Source organism: Methylomonas sp. ZR1, from assembly GCF_013141865.1.
Lineage (GTDB): Bacteria > Pseudomonadota > Gammaproteobacteria > Methylococcales > Methylomonadaceae > Methylomonas.
In genome coordinates, this window is sequence record NZ_RCST01000001.1 from 949,344 (window position 1) to 971,134 (window position 21,791).

The following is a 21,791-nucleotide window of genomic DNA, read 5'->3' on the forward strand; positions in this document are numbered from 1 at the left end:
TAAGGATTTGTTTTCCGTTGCCATTTCAGGTGGTTGGATATTGCAAAGCTTCTACGACAAAACCGCTGATATTTCTGCGGCGTTTTGCGATTGAGTCTTCGGGCGGTAAGTCCAATAGACTTTTGATTTTCAGCTAAGCAATATTCGGAAGCAAAAGCTGACAATTTTAGGATTGGCGATTAAATCGCTCCCGCATTTGCGGGAGCGCATTGCTCAAAGTAGCGTAATTTTGAGTCCTATCACTTCACTTTCTACGGGAATGCCTCTGTCTATTTCGCAACAGAACTGACGGATTCCTAAGGCTGGCAGCAAATTTTAGCTGGCTTGGCCGGCGGCAGTCGCTTCCGGTACTTCGATCAAACGGCCGGTTTTGACGTCGTAAACATAACCATAGACTGGAATGTCGCTAGGTACCAGGGGGTGGGACTTGATGCGCTTAACATCTTCCAACACGCTTTCGGCTTGGTTTTTAATGGTCAGCCAGTTGATGTATTTGCCATCTGTCGAGCCGGGGCCTTCGCCGCTGTCATGCCAGCCGGTGGCATCGACGCTGGCGGTTTTCAGGCTGCTGGCCAACAAATCGCTCATGATGTCGTTGGTAAAGGTTTCCATACCGCAGTCGGTGTGATGAATCACAAACCATTCCTTGGTCCCGAGTAATTTGTAAGAAATAACCAAAGAGCGGATGGCGTCGTCGCTGGCGCGGCCGCCGGCGTTGCGGATCACGTGGGCGTCGCCTTCGGATAAACCGGCGTACTTGGCCGGGTCCAGCCGGGCGTCCATGCAGGTCAGTATGGCAAACTGACGAGCAGGGGGCATAGCCAAATCGCCTTTAGTGAAACTGGATACATAATCGCGGTTGGCTAACAGTACTTCGTTGTGAATTTTGCTCATAAAAACCTCGGTGCATGAAAAAACGTCTGGCCTGAATGTCAAACCAGACGAGGTAACGACTATCTCCGGGCGGCATTGTAGCCAAGCGGCATTCTGGTTTAAAGACGCTATTTGGTTTATAAAATATAAACTTTAAGTTTATATTGAGTGCCGCGATGGATAAATTTAACAACATGCGTGTTTTTTGCCGAATAGTCGAGCTAGGCACTTTCTCTGCTGTTGCAAAAGAATCGAAGCTGTCCACGATGATGATCAGCAAATACATTGCCCAATTGGAAGCATCTCTGGGGGTGGTGCTATTGCATCGCACTACCCGTAGTCTAAGTCTGACCAGTGCCGGCGAAGCCTACTATAACCGCAGCAAGCAATTGCTGGAAGATTTGGCTGATTTGGAAGCGTCTACCGCACAATCAGGCGAGCGGGTGAAAGGCACCATTAAAATCAGCGCGCCTATCGATTTCGGCGGTATGTACATGGTGCCGGCTATCGAACGTTATCTAAAGCAATATCCGGAAGTGAAGATTTTAATGTCGTTGGATAACAAACCGCCGAATTTGCGAGTCGGCAGTTTCGATATTTCCCTGTTGGTTACCGATACCCTGGACCCCGGCGTGGTGGCGCGCAAAATTGCCGAGACTGAACTGTGTACCTACGCCGCGCCGACTTATCTAGCCGAAAAAGGTTATCCGCAAACCATAGACGAATTGGCCCAGCATCAATGCCTGCACTATGTCGATACCCCGCATGGCGAATTTTGGTTGTTTGAAGTGGACGGCGAATTGAAGAAAATCAAATCCGACTGGGTGCTGGCGTCCAATAACGGTCGCGCGCTATGTCAGGCGGCGGCCTTGGGTATGGGCATCGTGCAGGCGCCCAGACTATCGGTAGCGCCGTATTTACAAAGCGGTGAATTGGTGGAGATCCTCAGGCAATATCGCCGACCGGCGCTAGCCATTTACGCCACTTATCTACAACGCCGCTTTTATCCGGCCAAATTGACGACGTTTATTGATTTTTTGCTGGCGTATTTCGAGCGGTAGTCCGCATTTGTCAAAGACAACAAACTGTTCAGTGCCGCAGTAAAATTGTCCGCAGTCATCTGATGCATTAACCTGAACAGAGCATTGAGCCTTGAAAAATCCCGTTCGTCCTGAGTTTTGTCGAAGGGCGAGCGGGATTTTTCAATCACCCGGCGGGTGAGTATGTTGTAGGCCGTCCATGCTTCGACTTTGCTCAGCACGAACGGCCACCACACCCCCCAACTGCTCTTTTTAGGCTACATAATAGCGTCATGCCCCGAGAGGCTTAACCAACGTGGCGGATGACGCTCCGCTCAAAGCATTTAAGCTCGCGCACGCGGTCTTTTGCTATCGTCGCAAACTTTTTTACCTTGCACACAAGCTGCCAACCCTGGCGATTAAACCTAAAAGCCTTGCGTGCAACCCGTTTCAGCTCGTGCACGAGGTATTTTGCTATCGTCGCAATCATTTTTACCTTGCGCGCAAGCCTGCCGAGCCTGGCCATTAAACCTAAAAGCCTTGCGGGCAAGGCAAATTGATTTGCCGGTCCGGCAGAATGCCTTGCACGCAACGGGATTAATCTCGCGCACAAGGTGATTTACTATCGTCGCAAAGCTTTCTGTGTTACCCGCCAGCGCACTAAGCCAGGCGGCAACGTGTTTTAGTTTGAGTCCGAGCGAACGGGGCTTTCGCGAATAGCTCAATGCGATTAGCGCGAGGCGTCAAGGCCCGAATGAGAGGAAAATCCCCAACCCCCCAAAGAAAATCATGCCGGGCACTAAGCAATCGCCCTGCACTTGAATGCAATCGAGCAATGAATTGTTGGCAGGCTGGTTATCGGCCAATTGCTGCCGCCGTAGGGTGGTGTGAATGACTGCTGTAAACCCCATAATGGACACGGAGAATGACTTACCAGTAAGCGCTCTATCTGGACTAAAGCGCAAAGCGTACCTCTGGAAGAGCATCCATACGTGATTTGTTAATCATAGTTTCCAGATCGCAGTCTCCTAACGACTGTTCGCAGATTATTTTTGCCAGTTTTACGGATTCCTCTCTGATACTTGACGCATTGATAGCCTCTCGGCTGTTGGGGTCAATATTGGAGTAATCAGATATATCAAAAGCATTTATTAGCGCCTCTCTTAGCGTTTCTATTTGCTCAGTGGATAGCTGTTGCTTTTTGAATAATTCACCGGCCACCCAAAGTAATTGCTGCAATCCGACAGCGCGACCCGAGTCGATAATGACAACTAGCCTTGAAACCAAATTTTTAATTTGTGGTAAATCTTTCGATTCAGATAATTCACTCCATCTATGTAACGCAACTGCAGCATAAGCTACATCACGGCTATCTCGACCTTGTAATGCCTTACGTATGAGTTTCTCAACGCAAAGTGCTATTTCATCGTTTATAGATACGAAATAAACAAGTGCAGGAAGGGCGGCGATAGCCCCATCAACTTCGGCGTAAAACGCCTGTAGTTTGTTAAATTGTTCAACGGATTTTGCCTCGCTAGATAAAGCTGGCAAAATCGCATAAGAAAGTGCGTTACAAATAGACTCGGTTAATCGTCCGCGTTGACCAGCTTCAAAATCAAAATGACCATCACCACCTTTCCATGGTCGCCATATCATCAAACGCTCAAAAAGTATGCACGCTTGACCCGCTGAGGGAAGCAATTTCGTTCGCTCATTGATGGCCGCATTCGCCATGCTCGCATAAACCGTAATGGCTCGCTGAATTTCTTTCGAAGGAAAACTCCGTAATTCTTTCTCGGTATCTATCAGAATATCGTCGCTTGTTTCATATAAATGACGTTGCACCAAAGCCTTCACTTGCTGTTCGTCGGGCGCAGGCAAGAGTAAAAAGGCGTGGGGATATAAATCCTTTATATTGGGTAAGTGTTCATAATTGGGCATTTCCCCCCAAATTGCGGTTGCCAAGCTTTCAAGTTCTGATGATTTAAGAAAATCTTTTTCTATCAAGGGTAAAATTCTCGACAAGGCTGCAGTGCTGCTTTTTGAGCCATTTGGAGTCACCCCCGTTATTAACTCACCGATCCTTCTTTCGATACCAGGGTATGTTTGGCGTTCATTCGGAAAATTGATAATCGGATTGGGCCAATGATGAACATCATTGCTTGCCAACTCACTGCTTAAGGGAAACGCCAATGCTTCTAACAATAGATATCCCTGTTTTGAGTTTGGAACGCTTTTTAGTGAATAGGTTAAAAGGTGATCAATAACATCAGATAACCAAAAATGTTGAAAATCTTTCTGTTGCCCTAATGAGACAGCCAGTTTAAATATGTCTGCGGCCTCTTCATCTGAAACGCGAACGGCTAGACGTGCAAAAACCTCCATTAGGACGCGAAGGATGGATATAGCATGACCTTGTTGCTCTTCTGTACCTTTACTTCGCAGGTTACTCCAATAATTAATCGCTAAACGGAGATGACAAACCAATTTCGCTACAACTTTTTCTGAAGCACATGCTAAACCGATACGTGTGAAAATGCCTTTTATTGATGATGAACTTTCGCTGATGGCAGCACGTATCGCCAAAGAGTAATCCCAAAGCTCAATTCCGATGCCACCAGACAGGATTAACTTTTCAGCTGCGCCTGCTAACAAGTTGATATTTATGCCAGTACCACCAGTATGTAAAGGAATGCCCACACATCCGCTCACCCCCTGCAAAAGCAAGAACTCTGAGATGTCGGAGTTAACTGAACGGTTATTCGAATTATTTCGATAATGGCCTTGGTCAAATAACGGCTCAACAGGGTTCTGATTTTTAAGGTAGTCGTCTTGTCGTTTCCTAACTTTCTCTTGAAGATCTTCGATCCAAACCCAAGGATCACACTGCCAATCTTTGAAAGTGACAGGTAATGGTTCTAACGGCTTATCGGTTTGAAATTGAGATACCGCTTTTAATAACCAATGGCACCATGTCAAGCGAGATAAAATTGGAATTGAATTTTGGTTATACCGATAACGCTCTCGAAGCTCGCGGTAGGCCTCCCTAATTAGGTGGGTAGCATCTTCAAATCGGCCCAACTCCATTAGTAATGCAGCGCGCCTGAGTTTCCAAACAGGATCTTCACCAGTGATATTTACAATTACAGACTCGATGCCTGCAAAGTCAAGCTTGTCAAGACTAACAAGAGCTTGGTGATAGGCTAGCTCTGCATTGCAGTCTGGTAAGTACGACGCATAATTTTTCAATATGCCAATCAGTACTTGAATGCGCTCTGCAATGAATTGGTTTCCTGCTTCATCACTTGCCTCCAGCCATCGGCTGTTTTTAAGCAAGGTTAATGCAAGTTCCATTTGTTGGTGTTTGCTTAAAGAGCAGGATTGACTTGGATTAGCAAACTGAAAAAATTCATCAGTCAGCCAAGGGTCTATATATTCAAACGTAACACTATGCCGCCATGCTATTTCATAAAGCAGATTGGCTCGATCAACCGAGTCAAGTGCAGCAACGTTATCAGGAGTGAGAAATATTGCATGAAGCTGGGAGCGTATAAGCCAGCGTAGTGACGGCGGGCACATTAACCAGCCGGGATAAGACTCTCGGTCATTTTGCAAGTGCTTAAGATGCCGTTTTATTACTCCTGCAGCATATTCTGGTTCTTTACGAATCCGAGAATGATCTTCTTGCGCAACGTCCATAACATGTAAATCTTTTGGCCGCCACTGATGTGGCCCCGCCTTCGATTTTCCCTCGTCCCTCATTGCCTCTAAAAACAATTCGTTTGCTGTCTGATGCATAAGTTCGCGGTCGTCGATATGTTTTACCGCGTCCCACAAATCAACCGGAGCAATGTTAATAGATTCAAGATACTTCCGTCGTGCTGCTGACAGATTCAGTGCGCCAACCAAATAAATTTTGCGTGCATGATCGGCTAAATGATCCCGTACCCAACCTGCCCATTGTAAAAAATTTGGGTCATCCCCCGAAAAGCCCAATAAACAAAGTTCATTTTCAATAAATACTTGCCGCGCAAAATTGACAAAAGGAGCAAATTTAACAGGATAAGATCGATAGTCCTCTTGAGCTGCTATGAATATATCTGTTGCACCTATTGTGCCGTGTAGTTTAACGATACGTGGAGATTGAGCCCATGCAAGATCAGAGGGTTTTGTAACGGGACTATAGTATGGATTATGTATATTCTTCGCTGCTCGCTCCAACAATGTGTCCCAGTTAGTGGTCATAATTTCAGACCAAGGTAATGTAAGTAACGACGAATATAGTGCTCCAGGGCGCCAAGCCTCATCGTCAATTTCAAAACGAATTTGGTCGTTGAGAGATGCTTGACCAAAGTATGCGCGATATTCCTCCGCCACACGTAACGGATCAGAAAAACTCAAGTCTTCAGTTGGATTAAGTGATTTCACTAATCTTTTGCTGAAATCATTCCAAAGGGGCATTTTTTTCCCACCCCCGCCATGATGAGCAGCGCTACGACTAAAACCTGCTCCTATCATAATCGCGGCTCCGTGCCTATTGGCATCAAGTTTATGCAGAGCAGATGCTAGCTTTTTGATGGCGGGATAATCGGAAAGATCGCTAATTTTTGATATGGATTTCATTTGTAGAATTCACAGATGGGCAAAGATTTAATGGGATATAGGCTATGTAAATTACCATATAGCTGCCATAGCTATTAGGAACAACGAAAGGCTGCTACATGCGACTAACCATACAATCAAATTGCCGTCTTAAAGTCAGCTGTTTTCAATTTGGATACAACTTTTTCAGAGTGTAATTTGCTAGAGCGCGGAAAACAGGAGGCCCTAGCATCAATTCCACTCGCATATTCATTATTTGCATCACTCTATAGTTGGGTAGGCAAGAAGAATAAACGAAAAGCCTCGTGTCTATTTTGATTCACCGTTCACCGACCAACTAGCCAGTAAGTTCTGATGTTCGCTCAAGCTAGGTAAACCCGGCCTGGCGCCCGTTTTGGTGCAGCAAAACGCACCGGCTACGCTGGCGTAACGCAATAATTCTATCCAGCTAAAGCCTTTGGAGAGGCCGGCGGCAAAGGCGCCGTGAAAGGCGTCGCCGGCGCCGGTGGTGTCTATGGCGACAATAGGCGGCGCGCTGAGGCTGCCCTGTTCCTGGCCGCGTTGCCAGATCAAGCCGCGTTCGCCCAGGGTAATGACTACCACCGGGGCAATTTGCGCCAGTTTGGCTAAGGCCAGGTTTTCGTCACCGGCATATTGCAGCGCAAACTTTTCCGAACAGACCAGATAGTCGACTTTATCCAACAGAGCCAAAGTGCCGTCGTGCAGCGAGCCGGCGTCTAACACGGTCGGTACTGGGCGGGTTAACTGCTTTAATACGCGCAGAGAAATATGCGGCTCGTGACCATCGAACAACAGCACTTTGGCTGCTAAGTCGTCAAAGTCGATAGCGGTTGCGGGCAGGGCGCTGGTTTGTCCTTTGTAATTGATCAAGGCGCGCTGGCCGTTCGGTTTGACCAGCACGGTCGATAATGGCGTTGGCGATGCGCCGCGCACTACCCAGTGGCTATCGACGCCATGATCTTGCAACTCCCGTAAATGACTGTCGCCGTATACATCATCACCCAAATAGCCGCAAAAGCCGGCCTTACCGCCTAGTTTAGCCACCGTGACCGCGGCGTTGGCGGCAGGTCCGCCACCGCAGCCCAGCAAGTCGTCGGCGACGATCTTTTCATCGGCGCCGGGATGATGCGGCACCGAAAACACCAAGTCGTAACTGGCATGGCCGATGCAAAGTACGTCGAGCGGTGTGGCGGTCATTGCGCGACTCCTTTGCTGCGGTTGTCCATGCGCCGCAGGAATTCGCTCATGATGGCTTTGTATAATTCATCGCCCAGATATTTGTCTTCCACGCCGCTGTCGATGCTGGGGTTGTCGTTGACTTCAATGACATAGCCTTTGCCCTTGATTTCTTTTACGTCCACACCGTACAAGCCGTTGCCTATCGGCTGCGTGGCCCTTAACGCCGCGTCCAGTACGCCTTTGGGTACTTCAAAAGTCGGCAGGGTGTCGAAGTTACCACTGTCGGTGCGTTTGGCGCCGTGCCGGTATATCTGCCAATGGTTTTTCACCATGAAATAGCGGCAGGCATACAGGGCTTTTTGGTTGAAGATGCCGATGCGCCAGTCAAAATCGGTGTACAAAAACTCCTGGGCCAGCAATAGCGCCGATTGCTCGAACAACTCGGCGACTTTGCTTTCCAATTCCTGGCGGTTATGCACTTTGACGATGCCGCGCGAAAACGAGCCGTCTGGGATTTTGATCACCACCGGATAACCGGCGCTGGCTTCCAGATTATCCAGGTGTTGGGTATTGCCCTTGTGCAAAATCCAGGTTTTCGGCGACGGGACTTTGTGGGTGCGAAACAAGTCTGCGAGATAGACTTTATTGGCGCAGCGCAATATTGAGGTGGGATCGTCAATCACTACCAAGCCTTCCGCTTCGGCTTTTTTGGCGAACCGGTAAGTGTGATGGTCGATGGCGGTGGTCTCGCGGATGAATAAACCGTCGAACTCCGGCAGGCGGCCGTAATGATTCAAGGTAATCAGTTCCACATCGATGCCCAGTTGCCGGCCGGCATCGATAAATTTTTTCAGCGCGCCGCGATTGCTGGGTGGCAGTTGCTCGGAGGGGTTGATCAGAATCGCCAAATCGTAACGCGCGGTCTTTCTGGCTCGGCTTTTCCGCCAGACCTTTTTACTAAAGCGATCCAGCGCATCGGCGAATAAGGTCTGCATGGCATCGTCCAACTGCCTGGGGGAGACGGCTTTGAGATCGGTGATTTGCCATTGCTGGTCAAAGCGCAAGCTGATTTCCAAAATTGGGCAGGCGAAACGCTCAAACAATAGTCGCGCCAATTCTTGAAAGGCCGGTTCCTGCGTGGTGCCAAAATAGCTGTGCAGGATAACTTCGCCGTTCTGGTTTTGATGTTTGAAGGCGCGCGCCAGCGGCTGGTTTAAGTCTTCCAATTGCAGGCGGTATAAGGCATTTTTGCCCAAGTCGTTGATGACTTTAACCGACGGAATCACATGATGATTGCGGGCCTCGGCCAGCAGCGAGCAATAATAGCCGTCAGATAAATAGGTGTAGCTACTGCACAGGTTGATCACCCGCACCCGTTGATCGGGATCGGTTTGTTCGCTGGCCAGATAATCTTCAAAGCTGGCGACCTGATCGCTGGGGTAATAAGGGTTCCAATCCGAAAGGTCGTCGACGACCAACAGCGTGCTTGCCATGGTAAAAAATGCCCGAAAGGTTTGTGTTGGGCGGGGATTTTGAAACCAGTCGGGTATTAAGACAAGCCGAATTCTGCAATTCCCTCTGCTGTTGCCTATTGCTTGCGGCCTGGGGGTTTGCCACACTGTACTATTACCGTCTCCGAACAGTTGAGTATGCAGATGAGTTTGTCCCCCTACGGCACCGAAATCGATACCCGCGTTTTCCCGGCTAGTTATGCCAAGGCACGCCAGGCTTGGTTGTCGCTAATCTCTGCGGTGACACACCCGCTAAGACACGAGATTTATCAATGCGTCGGACTGGGGCCGGACGGCGAATCTTTGCTGACCGATACCGCCTGGATAGGCGATGATCAAGCGGACAACGTGGTAGTGTGCCTTGCCGCGACGCACGGCGTGGAAGGCTTTGCGGGCAGCGCAATTCAGCTTGATGTGCTGCAAGGCTTAAACAAACGCCAGCTGGATATTCCCAATGGTACGGCGCTGTTGCTGGTCCACGCCTTAACGCCCTGGGGCTATACCTGGTCGAGGCGCTGCGACGGCGACGGAGTGGATTTGAATCGCAATGCCGTGGATTTTTCGCAGCCCTTGCCGGAGAACCCGGATTACGACAAGTTGCGGGAGTGGCTGTTCGTGGCGGATGCCGGGCAACGACAACAAGCCTATGCCGATTTTAGTCAGCAATACGGTCGAGTCGCGTTGGAAAAAGCCATCAGCGGCGGCCAATACCGCGACCCGTCCGGACCATTTTATGGTGGCCGGGCGCCGGCGCATGGCCGGCTGGTCTGTGAGGATTTGATCAATCGGCACAGTCTGGCTCAACGCCGTGTGGCTGTGGTGGATTTGCACACCGGCCTTGGCCCCTATGGGTACGGGGAAATTATCTGCGATCATCAGCCAGACAGCGCAGGAGCAGCGGTTGCGCAGCGTTGGTACGGCGATTCGGTGACGCTGCCGCTGGCAGGGACGTCCAGCTCGGTACCCAAACTGGGCTTATTGGATTATCTGTGGCACGCCAACATGAATCCGCAAAGCTGCTATGTGACCCTGGAGTTTGGCACGTATAGCACCGATCACTTGTTTGAGGTTTTGTTGCGTGATCATCAGCTTTGGGCTGTGGAGGATAACCACGATCAACGCTTCGCACACAGCCTGACGATGCGCCATCATTTTTGCCCCAACGACAATGCCTGGCAGGAAATGGTGCTGTTTCGGGCGCGGCAAGTGCTGAGTCAGGCACTGCGCGGGGTGTCGTCTTGACAGCTTTAGCCAACGAGTTGGCGGTGCGCCCGGCGCAAAGTGCCGATCTGGAGGGCTTGGTTGCCTTGGAGAATGCCAGCTTTGCGACCGATAAACTCAGTCGACGCAGTTTTCGGCATTGGTTAAGTTCCGAGCACCGCGCCCTGCTATTAGCGGAATGGGCCGGGCTAGTGGCCGGCTATATTTTGATCATTTATCATCCCGGTACCCGCTTGGCGCGGATTTATTCGCTGGCCGTGGCGCCGCAGCTGCGCGGCAAAGGCATAGCCAAGACCTTAATGCTAGCCGGCGAGCAAGCCGCGCGCGACGACGGCCGCCTGTACCTGCGTCTGGAAGTCAGTGTGGATAACACGCCGGCCATTGGTTTATACGAGTCGCTGGGTTTTCAAAAGTTTGGTTTGTACCGCGACTATTATCAAGACCATAAAGATGCCTTGCGCTATCAAAAGCGCATCCGCCGTTATCGTGACACCCCTCAGCATCGTTCGGTGCATTGGCTACGGCAAACCACGCCGTTTACCTGCGGCCCGGCGGCGTTGATGATGGCGATGCACGCTTTGAACAAAAGCTATTTGCCGTCGCGGGAACAGGAAATCGAGCTCTGGCGTGAAGCGACGACGATTTTCATGACCTCTGGTCACGGCGGTTGTCATCCGATAGGTTTGGCCTTGGCAGCCAAACGCCGGCAGTTTGCCGTGGAGGTCTGGATCAATCAAACCGGCTCTTTGTTTATCGATAGCGTGCGTAGCGAGGATAAAAAGCAGATTGTCGAGCTGGTCGATACCTGCTTCAAGCGCGAAGCGGCGGAGCAGGGCGTGTCTATCCACTATGCCAACGTCACGCAGAACGATTTGATCGCCGCCTTCGAGGCCGGGGCGATTCCATTGATCCTGATCAGTACCTTTTCAATGGATAGAAAAAAAGCCCCGCATTGGGTAGTGATGAGCGGTTTTGATAAAGATTGTCTGTATATGCACGATTCCGACCCGGACGACGGTCGGCAAAATGAGCTGGATTGCCAGTTTATTCCGATTGCCCGTGAGGACTTTGATCGTATGTCCTGTTTTGGTAAATCTCGCTTGCGGACGGCGGTGATTGTTTGGCCGAGCAGCAAATGAGAGCTTTTCGTTCTCAGCCAGCGGTGCAGACGGTACAATTGAGTTAGCATCCTGTATATTCCCGAGACTTTATTCATGAACAACCAGCGTCAAGACGACAGCAAGAAAGTTAAAAACATCGCCGCAGTGCTATACCTATTGGTGCTGACATTTTTAGTCGGCGGCTCTTACCTGCACCAGCAGCGAGCGGAAGCCGAAACTGGTGCTGCCGCTGATAGCGCGCAACCTTAAACGCCAAGCCGCGTTTTTCGGACCCGTCTGGCTGCACCGAAATTGACATCGTCTTGCAACAACAGTACCTTAGCCGGCTTTCTTTTAGAAGCCGTCTTCAAAATCAGAATCTCAAGAGTCATTAATGGAAGAATTTCATCGCATTAGCCGCCTGCCGCCGTATGTTTTTAATATCGTTAACGAGCTGAAAGCCAAAGCCCGAGCGGAGGGCGAAGATGTCATAGACTTTGGGATGGGGAATCCGGACCAACCCACGCCCAAGCATATTCTCGACAAAATGCTGGAGGTGGCGCAACGCGACGACACGCATCGTTACTCTGTTTCTAAAGGCATTCCCCGTTTGCGTAAAGCCATTTGTGGTTGGTACAAACGCCGTTTTGATGTTGACTTAGACTTTAATACCGAAGCCATCGTCACCATAGGATCAAAAGAAGGCTTGTCGCATCTGGCCTTAGCCACGCTGGGCCCCGGCGATGTGGTGTTAGTGCCCAATCCGGCTTACCCGATTCATCCTTACGGCGTGGTGATCGCCGGTGCCGATATTCGCCATGTGCCTTTGACGCCGGGCGTCGATTTCTTTGAAGAGCTGCAAAAAGGCATTGCCGAATGCTGGCCCAAGCCGAAGATGTTGATTTTAAACTTTCCGGGCAATCCGACCTGCCAATGCGTAGAGCTGGATTTTTTTGAGAAAGTGGTGGCGATTTGCAAGGAACATAATATCTGGATCGTCCACGACATCGCTTATGCGGACATCGTGTTCGACGGTTATGTGGCCCCCTCGATTTTGCAAGTGGAAGGGGCGAAAGACATCGCCGTGGAGTTTTTCTCCTTGTCCAAAAGTTACAACATGCCGGGCTGGCGGGTTGGGTTCATGTGTGGCAACCCAACCTTGGTGGCTGCGTTGACCCGGATCAAATCCTATATGGACTACGGCACCTTCACACCGATTCAGGTCGCGGCGATTACTGCATTGGAAGGCCCGCAAGATTGCGTGAAAGAAATCTGCGACATGTATAAGGCGCGCCGCGATGTGTTGTGCGACGGCTTGAATGCGATGGGTTGGCATGTCGAAAAACCGCGGGCGACCATGTTTGTTTGGGCCAAAATTCCGGAAGCCTATCGTGAAATGGGTTCCATCGAGTTTGCCAAGAAATTGATCATTGATGCCAAAGTCGCGGTATCGCCCGGCATTGGTTTTGGGCAGCACGGCGACGACCATATTCGCTTTAGTTTGATCGAAAACGAGCACAGAACCCGGCAGGCCTTGCGCAGCATCCGCAATATGCTGAAAAAAGACAACGTAGTATAATCGCCGCCATTTTTGGGTATAACGCTAGGAGTCAGGTTTGAAGCCGGTAACAGTTGGGGTTTTGGGATTGGGTACCGTTGGTGGCGGTACCGTCAACGTACTGAAAAGGAATGCCGGGGAAATCGCTCGCCGGGCCGGCCGTGAAATCTTGGTCACCCGCGCATCTGCGCGCGACCTGAACCGGACGCGGATTTGCGCTACCGATGGCATTATCTTAACGGCCGATCCGTTCGAAATCGTTAACGACCCGGACATTGATGTGGTTGTCGAATTGATCGGCGGCTACGATCTGGCGAAACAATTGGTGTTAACCGCAATTGCCAATGGCAAACACGTGGTTACCGCCAATAAAGCCCTGATTGCCTTGCACGGCAATGAGATCTTCGCCGAAGCCAGCAAAAAAGGCGTGATGGTGTTGTTCGAAGCGGCGGTGGCCGGCGGCATACCCATCATCAAGGCCATCCGCGAAGGCCTGGCCGGTAACCGCATCAAATGGTTGGCCGGTATCATCAACGGCACCGGTAATTTCATCCTCACCGAAATGCGCGACAAGGGTCGCGATTTTGCCGACGTCTTGGCCGAAGCCCAGGCCTTGGGTTACGCAGAAGCCGATCCCACCTTTGACGTGGAAGGTATCGATGCCGGGCATAAATTGACTATCTTGGCCTCAATCGCTTTCGGCATCCCATTGCAGTTCGAGAAAGTCTTCACCGAAGGTATCACCAAGATTACCCGCCTCGACGTCGAATATGCTGAAGCACTGGGTTACCGAATCAAGAATCTGGGTATCGCCCGCAAGACCGAGGACGGCATCGAGTTGCGCGTGCATCCAACTCTGATTCCCAAACGCCGCTTGATCGCCAATGTCGACGGCGTGATGAATGCGGTGTTGGTCTGCGGCGACGCGGTCGGCCCCACCTTATACTACGGTGCCGGCGCGGGCGCCGAGCCTACGGCGTCAGCCGTGGTAGCGGATTTGGTCGATGTAGTCCGAGCGATGACCAGCGATCCGGAGAACCGGGTGCCGCATCTGGCGTTCCAGGCCGATGCCATTGCCGATATACCGGTATTGCCTGCCGAGCACATCAAGACCGCCTATTACTTGCGCCTGACTGCCGAAGACAAGCCCGGCGTGTTAGCCGATGTGACCCGGATTTTGGCTGCGCACAACATCAGCATTGAAGCTTTGATTCAAAAGGAACCGCCGCAAGGCGAGACTTCCGTGCCGATCATCATGCTGACGCAACTGACCTTAGAAAAAGAAATGAACGCCGCGATTGCGGCCATCGAAGCGCTGGCGACAGTCAGCGGTAAAGTGGCGCGGATTCGCTTGGAAACTTTAGGATAAATAATGGCCATCCCAACTCGCTACACAGGCATCATCGAACGTTACCGCGACCGCTTGCCGGTCTCCGCCGATACCCGGCTGATCAGCCTTTGCGAAGGCAACACCCCGCTGATCCAGTTACAAAATATTCCGCGCTTGATTGGCAAGGATGTGGATATTTATGTGAAATTCGAAGGCCTAAATCCGACCGGTTCGTTTAAAGATCGCGGTATGACCATGGCCGTGACCAAAGCGGTGGAAGAGGGCAGTCAAGCCATTATTTGTGCGTCCACCGGCAACACCTCGGCTGCCGCCGCAGCGTATGCGGTGCGGGCCGGCATTCGTGCCTTCGTATTGATTCCCGAAGGCAAGATTGCGTTGGGCAAATTGGCGCAAACCATGATGTACGGAGCCAAGATCATTCAGATTAAAGGTAATTTCGACGCCGGCATGTCTATCGTTAAGGAAATCACGGATCACGCGCCGGTAACCATCGTGAACTCTATCAACCCTTTCCGTCTGGAAGGTCAAAAGACCGCTGCTTTCGAGATCGTTGATGCCCTGGGCGATGCGCCCGATTTCCACTGCTTGCCTGTCGGTAACGCCGGCAATATCACCGCGTACTGGAAGGGCTATAAAGAATATTCAACCGATACTGCCACCCATAAAGCCGTGACCAAAAAACGTCCGGTGATGTGTGGCTATCAAGCGGCCGGCGCCGCGCCATTTTTGGCGGGGCACCCAGTGGAAAATCCAGAAACGGTCGCTACAGCCATTCGCATCGGTAATCCGCAATCCTGGGATGGAGCCTGGACCGCGCAGAAGCAATCCGGTGGTTGGTTCGCATCGTTCACCGATCCGCAAATTCTGGCCGCGCAAAAAATGCTCTCCGCCTATGAAGGTATCTTCTGTGAGCCTGCTTCCGCCACCTCACTGGCGGGCGCCTTGCACGACATTGCGAATGGCAATATTCCGGAAGGTAGCAAGATAGTCTGTACCTTAACCGGTAACGGCATTAAAGATCCCGATACCGCCATTGCGCAATGCAAGGACGATCAACCGATCACGATAGACGCGACGCTGGATGCGGTAAAAAAAGCCATTCTGGATTCGATGTGATTCTAACGAGGAGCATCGACAAGCCGGCAATTGCCGGCTTTTTTATTGCCTGATATGTATTTACAAAGCGTTAAAAAAGTCATCCTGCCCAGGCCGGTGCAGATTAAAAATCCGCACTTTGGTGAGATGGACCCAGTGCTGCAACGGATTTTTAGCAGCCGCGGTGTGCAGAGTGCCGATGAACTGGATCGGAGTCTGGCGAGTTTGCCTTCGCCGTGGCTGCTGACCGGTATGAAGGAGATGGTCGAGCATTTGGTGTCGGCGATCAAACAGCAGCAAAAAATTACCGTGGTCGCCGATTTTGATGCCGACGGCGCCACCAGCTGCGCCCTAGCTTTAAAAGGCTTCGCGCTGCTCGGGGCGAAAGCCGTGGATTTTGTGGTGCCCAACCGTTTTGAATACGGTTACGGCTTGACGCCGGAAATTGTGGAGTTGGTGAAGCGGCAGAGTCCAGACATTATTCTTACTGTGGACAATGGCATATCCAGTATTGACGGTGTCAAAGCCGCCAAGGCTGCTGGTATCAAGGTGTTAATTACGGATCACCATTTACCAGGACTGGAACTGCCGGACGCCGATGCCATCGTCAATCCCAATTTGCCTGACGATAAGTTTCCAAGCCGAAACATCGCCGGCGTAGGGGTGATGTTTTATATCCTGATGGCCTTGCGGATTCGCTTGCGCGAATTGCATTGGTTTGAAAAGGCCGGAATCCCTGAACCGAATCTGGCGCGTTTGCTGGATTATGTGGCCTTGGGCACCGTCGCCGACGTGGTGGCTTTGGATCAAGTTAACCGGATCTTGGTGCATCAAGGCTTATTGCGCATCCGTTCCGGGCAATGTCAGTCGGGCATCAAAGCGTTGGCCGAAGTGGCCGGCAAGCAGTTGGCCGGGATTCATGCCAGCGACCTGGGCTTTTCGATTGCGCCGCGTTTGAACGCGGCCGGGCGGATGGACGATATGTCCTTAGGCATTCAGTGCTTGTTGACTGACGATGCCGGCTTGGCACATGACATTGCCGAACAATTGCATGCCTTGAACCAAGACCGAAAAGAAGTCGAAGGGCAGATGAAGACCGAGGCGATGGTATTGCTGGCGGAAATGAAGGCTCTTGATGAAAAACATGTGCCGGCTGGTGTGTGTTTATATGACGGCAATTGGCATCAAGGGGTGATCGGCATCCTGGCATCGCGGATCAAAGACCGCTTGCACAGGCCGGTGATCGCATTTGCTCCAGCCGACAATGGCGACATTAAGGGGTCTGCCCGTTCCATCAATGGTGTGCATATCCGCGATGTGCTCAGTGAAATCGCTGCCAGGCATCCGCAGATATTAAGCAAATTTGGCGGCCACGCGATGGCAGCAGGGTTGACGATTAAATTGCATGACTATCCACATTTTGCCCTGGCTTTTGCCGAGACAGTGGCGGCGAAACTGGAGTTGGTGGATCTGGAACAAAAAGTCTATTCCGACGGTGAATTGGATGAGCAACATATGACTTTGGCTTTCGCGGAAGTGCTGCAGCAGGCGGCGGTGTGGGGGCAAACCTTCCCGGAACCGGTATTCAATGGCGTATTCGATGTGATCCAATGCCGCATCGTCGGGCAGCAGCATTTAAAGTTTGTGTTGCGCTTGCCGTTTAGCGGCCAACTGCTGGATGCAATCGCGTTTTTTGCCGATCACCCGGAAAAATGGCTGGGTTGCCGGAAAATCAACGCAGCCTATAAACTGGATATCAATGAATTTCGCGGGCAACGCAGTCTGCAACTGTTGTTACATTATCTGGAGAAATGGGAATAAAAGCCTATGTCTGAGAGACTGTTACGCTGGATAGATTCACATACGCTGGCTTTGCTGCTGGCGCTCATGTTGTTGCGTGGCGGATTTTTGCTGATCAATGGCTTTGATTTGATCGGCGATGAAAGCTACTACTGGGATTGGTCGCGGCGACCGGACTGGTGCTATTACAGCAAGCCGCCGATGATAGCTTGGCTGATCGGTGCGTTTACCTGGTTATTGGGCGATCATACGTTTACCGTGCGTTTGCCGGCGCTGTTGTTGGGTACGGTATTTCTGGGGTATTTTCACGCCACGGCCAAGGCATTTTACGGTGCGCGCGGTGGTGCCTTGGCACTGTTGCTGGTGTTGGCGACGCCGATCAATGTGTTGGCCAACTTCCTGATGACCATCGATGCGCCGCTGTATTGTTTCTGGATAATGACCGTGTATTACTTGAGACGGGCATTGTTCGACAATCAAGCGCGTGCCTGGTTATGGGCCGGTTTGGCCAGCGCCGCCGCCTTACTCAGCAAGCAATCAGCATTGATTTTGCCGTTAATGTTGCTGATCTTTTTAGCCTTGGATAAGCAGCGCCGAGGGCAGTTGAAAAAAGAGTTTCTGGTTTATTTAAGTCCTATCGTGATCGCGGCAGTGCCGATTTTATGGTGGAACCAGCAACACGATTGGGTGATGTTCGGGCATAGTAGAGGTCATTTCGGTAACCATGAACCGGTCAGCGTACTTAAGCATTTACAATGGGCCCGAGATTTTCTGCTTTACCAGCTGTTACTGGTCTCGCCGGTGCTGTTTGTACTGGTGCTGATTAGCAGCGCGCAAGCGGCGCTTAATTTTAAACGCCTGGCTGCGGAGAAACGGTTTTTGTTATTGATGGGGCCAGCCTTGTTACTCGGCGTTTTGCTGCTCAGTTTGCTGCAAAAAGCCCAAGGCAATTGGCCTATGCCGTTTTATTTTACCGGCTTGATTTTGTTGACCGGCAACTGGCTGGCCGGCGCCTGGAAGAAAGCCTTGAAATACGGTGTCGCCCTGGGTTTAGCGATGGTGCTGTTGACCTATTCGCTGCCCATTGTCTTGCAAGTGTTTAAATTACAAAACACGGCGTTCGATCCCACCAAGCGTTTCAACAGCTGGCAGGAGTTGGCGATTAACGTGCATTTCGAGCGCATGATCAGTCTGCCCAATCTGGATAATACCTTTGTGGTAGCCTTGGGCCATCGTTATCTGGCGAGCGAGTTGGCGTTTTATTTACCCGATCATCCCCAGGTTTATCGTTACGAACCCAGTGGTGTGGTGACGTCGCAGTACGAAGTTTGGCCTGGTCCGCAGGCGTTTGTCGGCAAAAACGGCTTTGTGCTGGGTGAAACTTCGGAGGAAAACCTACCCGCAGAATTGAAAGCGGCGTTTCAAAATTTTCGCTTCTTGGCGCAAATCCCCAATCCTGCCAAGCCGAGTTCCCCGTATTACCTGTATTTAGGTGAAAACCTGAAGTTTTGGCCGGAAACCGTCCGGCTAACATTGGATAAGGAAAGCTATGCCCCATCGGAAAATTAGACGCGCGCGCAACGAACTCATGCTCGTGTTGCTATTGGCGGCACTGACCACACTATTGTTTGGGCTGACAGACCTGGATTTGCGCCTGGCGGCCTTGTTTTATCATCCGGAAAATCCCGGCGATGTCTGGCCGACCCAGCATTGGTGGCCCTGGAAATTGCTGTATGACTATGCTTTTCCGTTCACCTTGTGGGCCGGTCTAATAGCTTTAGCGGTTTATGTCCTCAGTCATTTCAATACTCATACGCAACGCTTTCGCCGTAAGGCCTTGTACATACTGCTGGTCATTGCTTTAGGTCCGGGCTTGGTGGTTAATCTGATCGTCAAAGATCATTGGGGAAGACCCCGGCCGGTGCATGTCAGCCAGTTCGGTGGCGAGCATCAGTATGTACCACCGGCTAAATTTGGCCATACCCCGGATAAATCCTTCGTCTGCGGCCATTGCTCGGTAGGCTATACATTTTTTGTATTGTATTTTCTGTCGCAAAACCATAAAGCCATCTATTTTCTGTTGACCATAGTGTTGGCGTGGACTCTGGGCTTTACCCGGATGACTTCCGGCGGACATTTTGCGTCGGATATTTTATGGTCCGGCTACCTGGTATTTTTGGTGGCTTATGCCTTGTACTACGGTTGGTATGTTCGGATAAAGCCGGACGTGAAGACCGCGCAATGACGGGGGCAATCAAGATTTGGGTGGATGCGGATGCCTGTCCTAATTTGATTAAAACGGTTTTGTTCCGCGTCGCCCAAAAAAGGCAGTTGGAATTGCTGCTGATTGCCAATCAAAGCATCGCCGTGCCGCCATCTCGTTATATCCAATCCATTCGCGTCAGCGGCGGTTTCGATGTCGCTGATGATTATATCGTCGAGCATCTGTGGGCCGGCGATCTGGCGATTACCGGCGATATTCCGTTGGCTGCAAAAATCCTAGCCAAGCAGGGGTTTGTGATTCATCCGCGCGGCGAAGCGTATACGGTGGAGAATATCGGTGAAAAACTGGCCATGCGCGATTTCATGGAAGGCTTGCGCGATAACGGTTTGGCATCCGGTGGTGCGGCGGCCATGACGGCCAAAGATGTCCAAAATTTCGCCAACGCGCTGGATAGATTTCTGGCCGCCCGGCAAATATAACAGGCTGAGTTTTCAGGGTTAGCTTGATATAATGCCCCGGTTTTATATACCTAAACACGAGAGATTTGCATGATTCAAGGTAGTATCGTTGCGCTGGTAACCCCGATGACGGAAGACGGTGCGGTGGATGAAACCAGTCTGAAACGGCTGGTCGAATTTCATATAGAGCAAGGGACTGACGCATTGGTAGCGGTTGGTACCACTGGCGAATCGGCAACTCTCGACGAAGACGAGCATTGCGCAGTCATTAAATTTATCGTCGATTGCGTGGCCGGACGGATACCGGTTATCGCCGGCACCGGTGCCAATTGCACCCGCGAAGCGATACACCTGACTCAAAAAGCCAAGCAAGCCGGTGCGGACGCTTGTTTGCTGGTCACGCCTTATTACAACAAACCGACCCAGGAAGGCTTGTACCTGCATTACAAAGCCATCGCCGAAGCGGTCGATATTCCGCAAATTCTGTACAACGTGCCGGGGCGTACCGCTTGCGACTTGTTGCCGGAAACCGTGGGTAGACTGGCGAAAATCGATAACATCGTGGGTGTGAAAGAAGCCACCGGTAAGCTGGAAAGAGTTAAAGAAATCCGGGATTTAACCGGTGACGATTTTGCGCTGTACACCGGCGACGACGCCACCAGCTGCGAATTTTGTTTATTGGGCGGCAACGGCAGCATCACCGTGACCGGCAACGTGGCACCGAAACTGGTCCACGAAATGTTGGCGGCGGCAATGGTGGGTGATCGCGCGACTGCCGAGGCGATAGACGCCAAGTTGACCGGTTTGCACAGCAGTCTCTTCATACAATCCAATCCCATTCCGGTCAAATGGGCGGTGGCGGAAATGGGTTTGATGGGCCAAGGCATCCGTTTGCCTTTGACTTGGCTGACTGAAGACTGTTTTGCTACCGTGCGCGCGGCGATGCATCAAGCCGGCGTTTTATAACCATGAAAACTCGCCTATACGGTCGTCTGACGCTGGTTTCGGCGTTGCTGTTGAATGCCTCGTGCAGCACCATCAAGAGCTGGTTTCCGGATAAGGAAAGAGATTATCAATTTACTACCGAAATCCCCGAATTAGTTGTCCCGGACGATCTAAAAACCAAGACCTTGGCGACCCGTCCGGTAAGCAATGCGCCGGAACCTGCACCAGAGCCGGTGCGGCAGGAGCCTGTCCGATCCGCGGCAGCCGCAGAGCCGGCGCCTAGTAAGCCGGAAAAAACCGAAGCTAAAGAGACTGTCGCGGCAGCCGGTTCCGGGAAAAGTGTGCAAGCGGCCGGCAGCAGTGGCGTCAGCAGTTTACAAATCGATCAATCTGCCACTCAAGCGTGGTGGATAGTCGGCAAAGCCTTGAGCCGCCAAAAATTGGAAGTGGTCGAGCGGAATATGGACAAAGGCTATTTCTTCGTCAAATACGATCCTGACGCGATTAAGCCGGAAGACGGTTCCATTCTGGACGAAATCACTTTTTTATTCGGCGACGATCCCAGCCAGGAACAGGAATATCGGGTAAGCCTGCATCAACTTGATGAACTGCTTACCGAAGTGACGGTGCAAGATAGTGATGGTAAGACCCTGTCAAATGTCGCTGCGACCTCTTTGCTCAGATTGATCACCGAAGGCATTAATCAGGATATACCCAGCGGTACCGCTGACAAGTCGGACAAAGCAGCCGACGATACGCCGTCGCCATAAAATCGCCGCCTTGTTTGCGATTTGGGGCTTGCCGTGTTTTATCTGCGGAATGTTCTGTATTTAC

Annotated in this window: 18 protein-coding genes; 13 read left to right on the forward strand and 5 right to left on the reverse strand. The window is 51.3% G+C overall.

The genetic code is table 11. From position 1 onward, the window contains the following. Positions 1-315 precede the first annotated feature (315 nt). Positions 316-894, reverse strand: a complete 579-nt coding sequence (locus DDY07_RS04245; RefSeq protein WP_171694927.1) for a carbonic anhydrase — start codon at positions 892-894, stop codon at positions 316-318. Positions 895-1,049: 155 nt separating this feature from the next. Between DDY07_RS04245 and DDY07_RS04250 the strand changes: the two genes are divergently transcribed. Next, positions 1,050-1,934, forward strand: coding sequence for a LysR family transcriptional regulator (locus DDY07_RS04250; RefSeq protein ID WP_171694928.1), 885 nt, complete (start codon positions 1,050-1,052; stop codon positions 1,932-1,934). Positions 1,935-2,199: 265 nt separating this feature from the next. Here DDY07_RS04250 and DDY07_RS04255 read toward each other — a convergent pair whose 3' ends face one another. The 4 genes from DDY07_RS04255 to DDY07_RS04270 all read right to left on the reverse strand — a co-directional run bounded on the left by DDY07_RS04255 (position 2,200) and on the right by DDY07_RS04270 (position 9,187). Continuing rightward, positions 2,200-2,484 carry a hypothetical protein gene (locus DDY07_RS04255; protein ID WP_171694929.1) on the reverse strand — a complete coding sequence of 95 codons (285 nt, stop codon included), beginning with the start codon at positions 2,482-2,484 and terminating at the stop codon, positions 2,200-2,202. Positions 2,485-2,846: 362 nt separating this feature from the next. Then, on the reverse strand, positions 2,847-6,515 hold the full coding sequence (locus tag DDY07_RS04260) for an SIR2 family protein (RefSeq protein WP_171694930.1): 3,669 nt from the start codon (positions 6,513-6,515) through the stop codon (positions 2,847-2,849). Between the two features lie 288 nt (positions 6,516-6,803). Further along, positions 6,804-7,712, reverse strand: coding sequence for a carbohydrate kinase family protein (locus DDY07_RS04265; RefSeq protein WP_171694931.1), 909 nt, complete (start codon positions 7,710-7,712; stop codon positions 6,804-6,806). Beyond that, positions 7,709-9,187, reverse strand: a complete 1,479-nt coding sequence (locus DDY07_RS04270; RefSeq protein WP_171694932.1) for a RimK family protein — start codon at positions 9,185-9,187, stop codon at positions 7,709-7,711. The genes DDY07_RS04265 and DDY07_RS04270 overlap by 4 nt, the downstream gene beginning before the upstream one ends. Before the next feature lie 162 nt (positions 9,188-9,349). Between DDY07_RS04270 and DDY07_RS04275 the strand changes: the two genes are divergently transcribed. From DDY07_RS04275 to bamC, 12 genes are all read left to right on the forward strand, one after another. After that, positions 9,350-10,447 (forward strand): DUF2817 domain-containing protein, encoded by a 1,098-nt coding sequence (locus DDY07_RS04275; RefSeq protein WP_367650850.1) that lies wholly within the window; start codon positions 9,350-9,352, stop codon positions 10,445-10,447. Beyond that, a complete protein-coding gene (locus tag DDY07_RS04280; RefSeq protein WP_216614705.1) occupies positions 10,444-11,565 on the forward strand; it encodes a GNAT family N-acetyltransferase/peptidase C39 family protein in 1,122 nt (373 codons plus the stop codon). The genes DDY07_RS04275 and DDY07_RS04280 overlap by 4 nt, the downstream gene beginning before the upstream one ends. A gap of 75 nt (positions 11,566-11,640) precedes the next feature. Continuing rightward, positions 11,641-11,796, forward strand: coding sequence for a hypothetical protein (locus DDY07_RS04285; protein ID WP_171694933.1), 156 nt, complete (start codon positions 11,641-11,643; stop codon positions 11,794-11,796). A gap of 124 nt (positions 11,797-11,920) precedes the next feature. Next, positions 11,921-13,105: an alanine transaminase gene (alaC, locus tag DDY07_RS04290; RefSeq protein ID WP_171694934.1), complete on the forward strand. Its 1,185-nt coding sequence runs from the start codon at positions 11,921-11,923 to the stop codon at positions 13,103-13,105. Positions 13,106-13,142: 37 nt separating this feature from the next. Further along, positions 13,143-14,453, forward strand: coding sequence for a homoserine dehydrogenase (locus DDY07_RS04295; RefSeq protein WP_171694935.1), 1,311 nt, complete (start codon positions 13,143-13,145; stop codon positions 14,451-14,453). Between the two features lie 3 nt (positions 14,454-14,456). After that, positions 14,457-15,551, forward strand: coding sequence for a threonine synthase (gene thrC, locus DDY07_RS04300; RefSeq protein ID WP_171694936.1), 1,095 nt, complete (start codon positions 14,457-14,459; stop codon positions 15,549-15,551). A 54-nt stretch (positions 15,552-15,605) separates the two neighbouring features. Beyond that, the gene (gene recJ, locus DDY07_RS04305) at positions 15,606-17,351 is read left to right on the forward strand and encodes a single-stranded-DNA-specific exonuclease RecJ (protein ID WP_171694937.1); all 1,746 of its coding nucleotides are present in this window, start codon (positions 15,606-15,608) and stop codon (positions 17,349-17,351) included. 6 nt (positions 17,352-17,357) lie between these two features. Beyond that, on the forward strand, positions 17,358-18,899 hold the full coding sequence (locus DDY07_RS04310; protein ID WP_216614706.1) for a glycosyltransferase family 39 protein: 1,542 nt from the start codon (positions 17,358-17,360) through the stop codon (positions 18,897-18,899). Next, on the forward strand, positions 18,880-19,575 hold the full coding sequence (locus tag DDY07_RS04315) for a phosphatase PAP2 family protein (protein ID WP_171694938.1): 696 nt from the start codon (positions 18,880-18,882) through the stop codon (positions 19,573-19,575). Before DDY07_RS04310 ends, DDY07_RS04315 begins: the two co-directional genes overlap by 20 nt. After that, positions 19,572-20,033 (forward strand): YaiI/YqxD family protein, encoded by a 462-nt coding sequence (locus DDY07_RS04320; protein WP_216614707.1) that lies wholly within the window; start codon positions 19,572-19,574, stop codon positions 20,031-20,033. The genes DDY07_RS04315 and DDY07_RS04320 overlap by 4 nt, the downstream gene beginning before the upstream one ends. Positions 20,034-20,102: 69 nt before the next feature. After that, positions 20,103-20,978 (forward strand): 4-hydroxy-tetrahydrodipicolinate synthase, encoded by an 876-nt coding sequence (gene dapA / locus DDY07_RS04325; RefSeq protein WP_101055510.1) that lies wholly within the window; start codon positions 20,103-20,105, stop codon positions 20,976-20,978. Positions 20,979-20,980: 2 nt separating this feature from the next. After that, on the forward strand, positions 20,981-21,727 hold the full coding sequence (gene bamC / locus DDY07_RS04330) for an outer membrane protein assembly factor BamC (RefSeq protein WP_101055512.1): 747 nt from the start codon (positions 20,981-20,983) through the stop codon (positions 21,725-21,727). Positions 21,728-21,791: the final 64 nt, after the last annotated feature.

Excerpts from the sequence above, each read along its gene's own strand:
- thrC (WP_171694936.1), top strand. The coding sequence starts at position 14,457 with ATGGCCATCCCAACTCGCTACACAGGCATCATCGAACGTTACCGCGAC.
- DDY07_RS04260 (WP_171694930.1), bottom strand. The coding sequence starts at position 6,515 with ATGAAATCCATATCAAAAATTAGCGATCTTTCCGATTATCCCGCCATC.
- bamC (WP_101055512.1), top strand. The coding sequence starts at position 20,981 with ATGAAAACTCGCCTATACGGTCGTCTGACGCTGGTTTCGGCGTTGCTG.
- DDY07_RS04265 (WP_171694931.1), bottom strand. The coding sequence starts at position 7,712 with ATGACCGCCACACCGCTCGACGTACTTTGCATCGGCCATGCCAGTTAC.
- DDY07_RS04320 (WP_216614707.1), top strand. The coding sequence starts at position 19,572 with ATGACGGGGGCAATCAAGATTTGGGTGGATGCGGATGCCTGTCCTAAT.
- DDY07_RS04245 (WP_171694927.1), bottom strand. The coding sequence starts at position 894 with ATGAGCAAAATTCACAACGAAGTACTGTTAGCCAACCGCGATTATGTA.
- DDY07_RS04315 (WP_171694938.1), top strand. The coding sequence starts at position 18,880 with ATGCCCCATCGGAAAATTAGACGCGCGCGCAACGAACTCATGCTCGTG.
- DDY07_RS04250 (WP_171694928.1), top strand. The coding sequence starts at position 1,050 with ATGGATAAATTTAACAACATGCGTGTTTTTTGCCGAATAGTCGAGCTA.
- DDY07_RS04310 (WP_216614706.1), top strand. The coding sequence starts at position 17,358 with ATGTCTGAGAGACTGTTACGCTGGATAGATTCACATACGCTGGCTTTG.
- recJ (WP_171694937.1), top strand. The coding sequence starts at position 15,606 with ATGTATTTACAAAGCGTTAAAAAAGTCATCCTGCCCAGGCCGGTGCAG.
- dapA (WP_101055510.1), top strand. The coding sequence starts at position 20,103 with ATGATTCAAGGTAGTATCGTTGCGCTGGTAACCCCGATGACGGAAGAC.
- DDY07_RS04285 (WP_171694933.1), top strand. The coding sequence starts at position 11,641 with ATGAACAACCAGCGTCAAGACGACAGCAAGAAAGTTAAAAACATCGCC.
- alaC (WP_171694934.1), top strand. The coding sequence starts at position 11,921 with ATGGAAGAATTTCATCGCATTAGCCGCCTGCCGCCGTATGTTTTTAAT.
- DDY07_RS04275 (WP_367650850.1), top strand. The coding sequence starts at position 9,350 with ATGAGTTTGTCCCCCTACGGCACCGAAATCGATACCCGCGTTTTCCCG.
- DDY07_RS04270 (WP_171694932.1), bottom strand. The coding sequence starts at position 9,187 with ATGGCAAGCACGCTGTTGGTCGTCGACGACCTTTCGGATTGGAACCCT.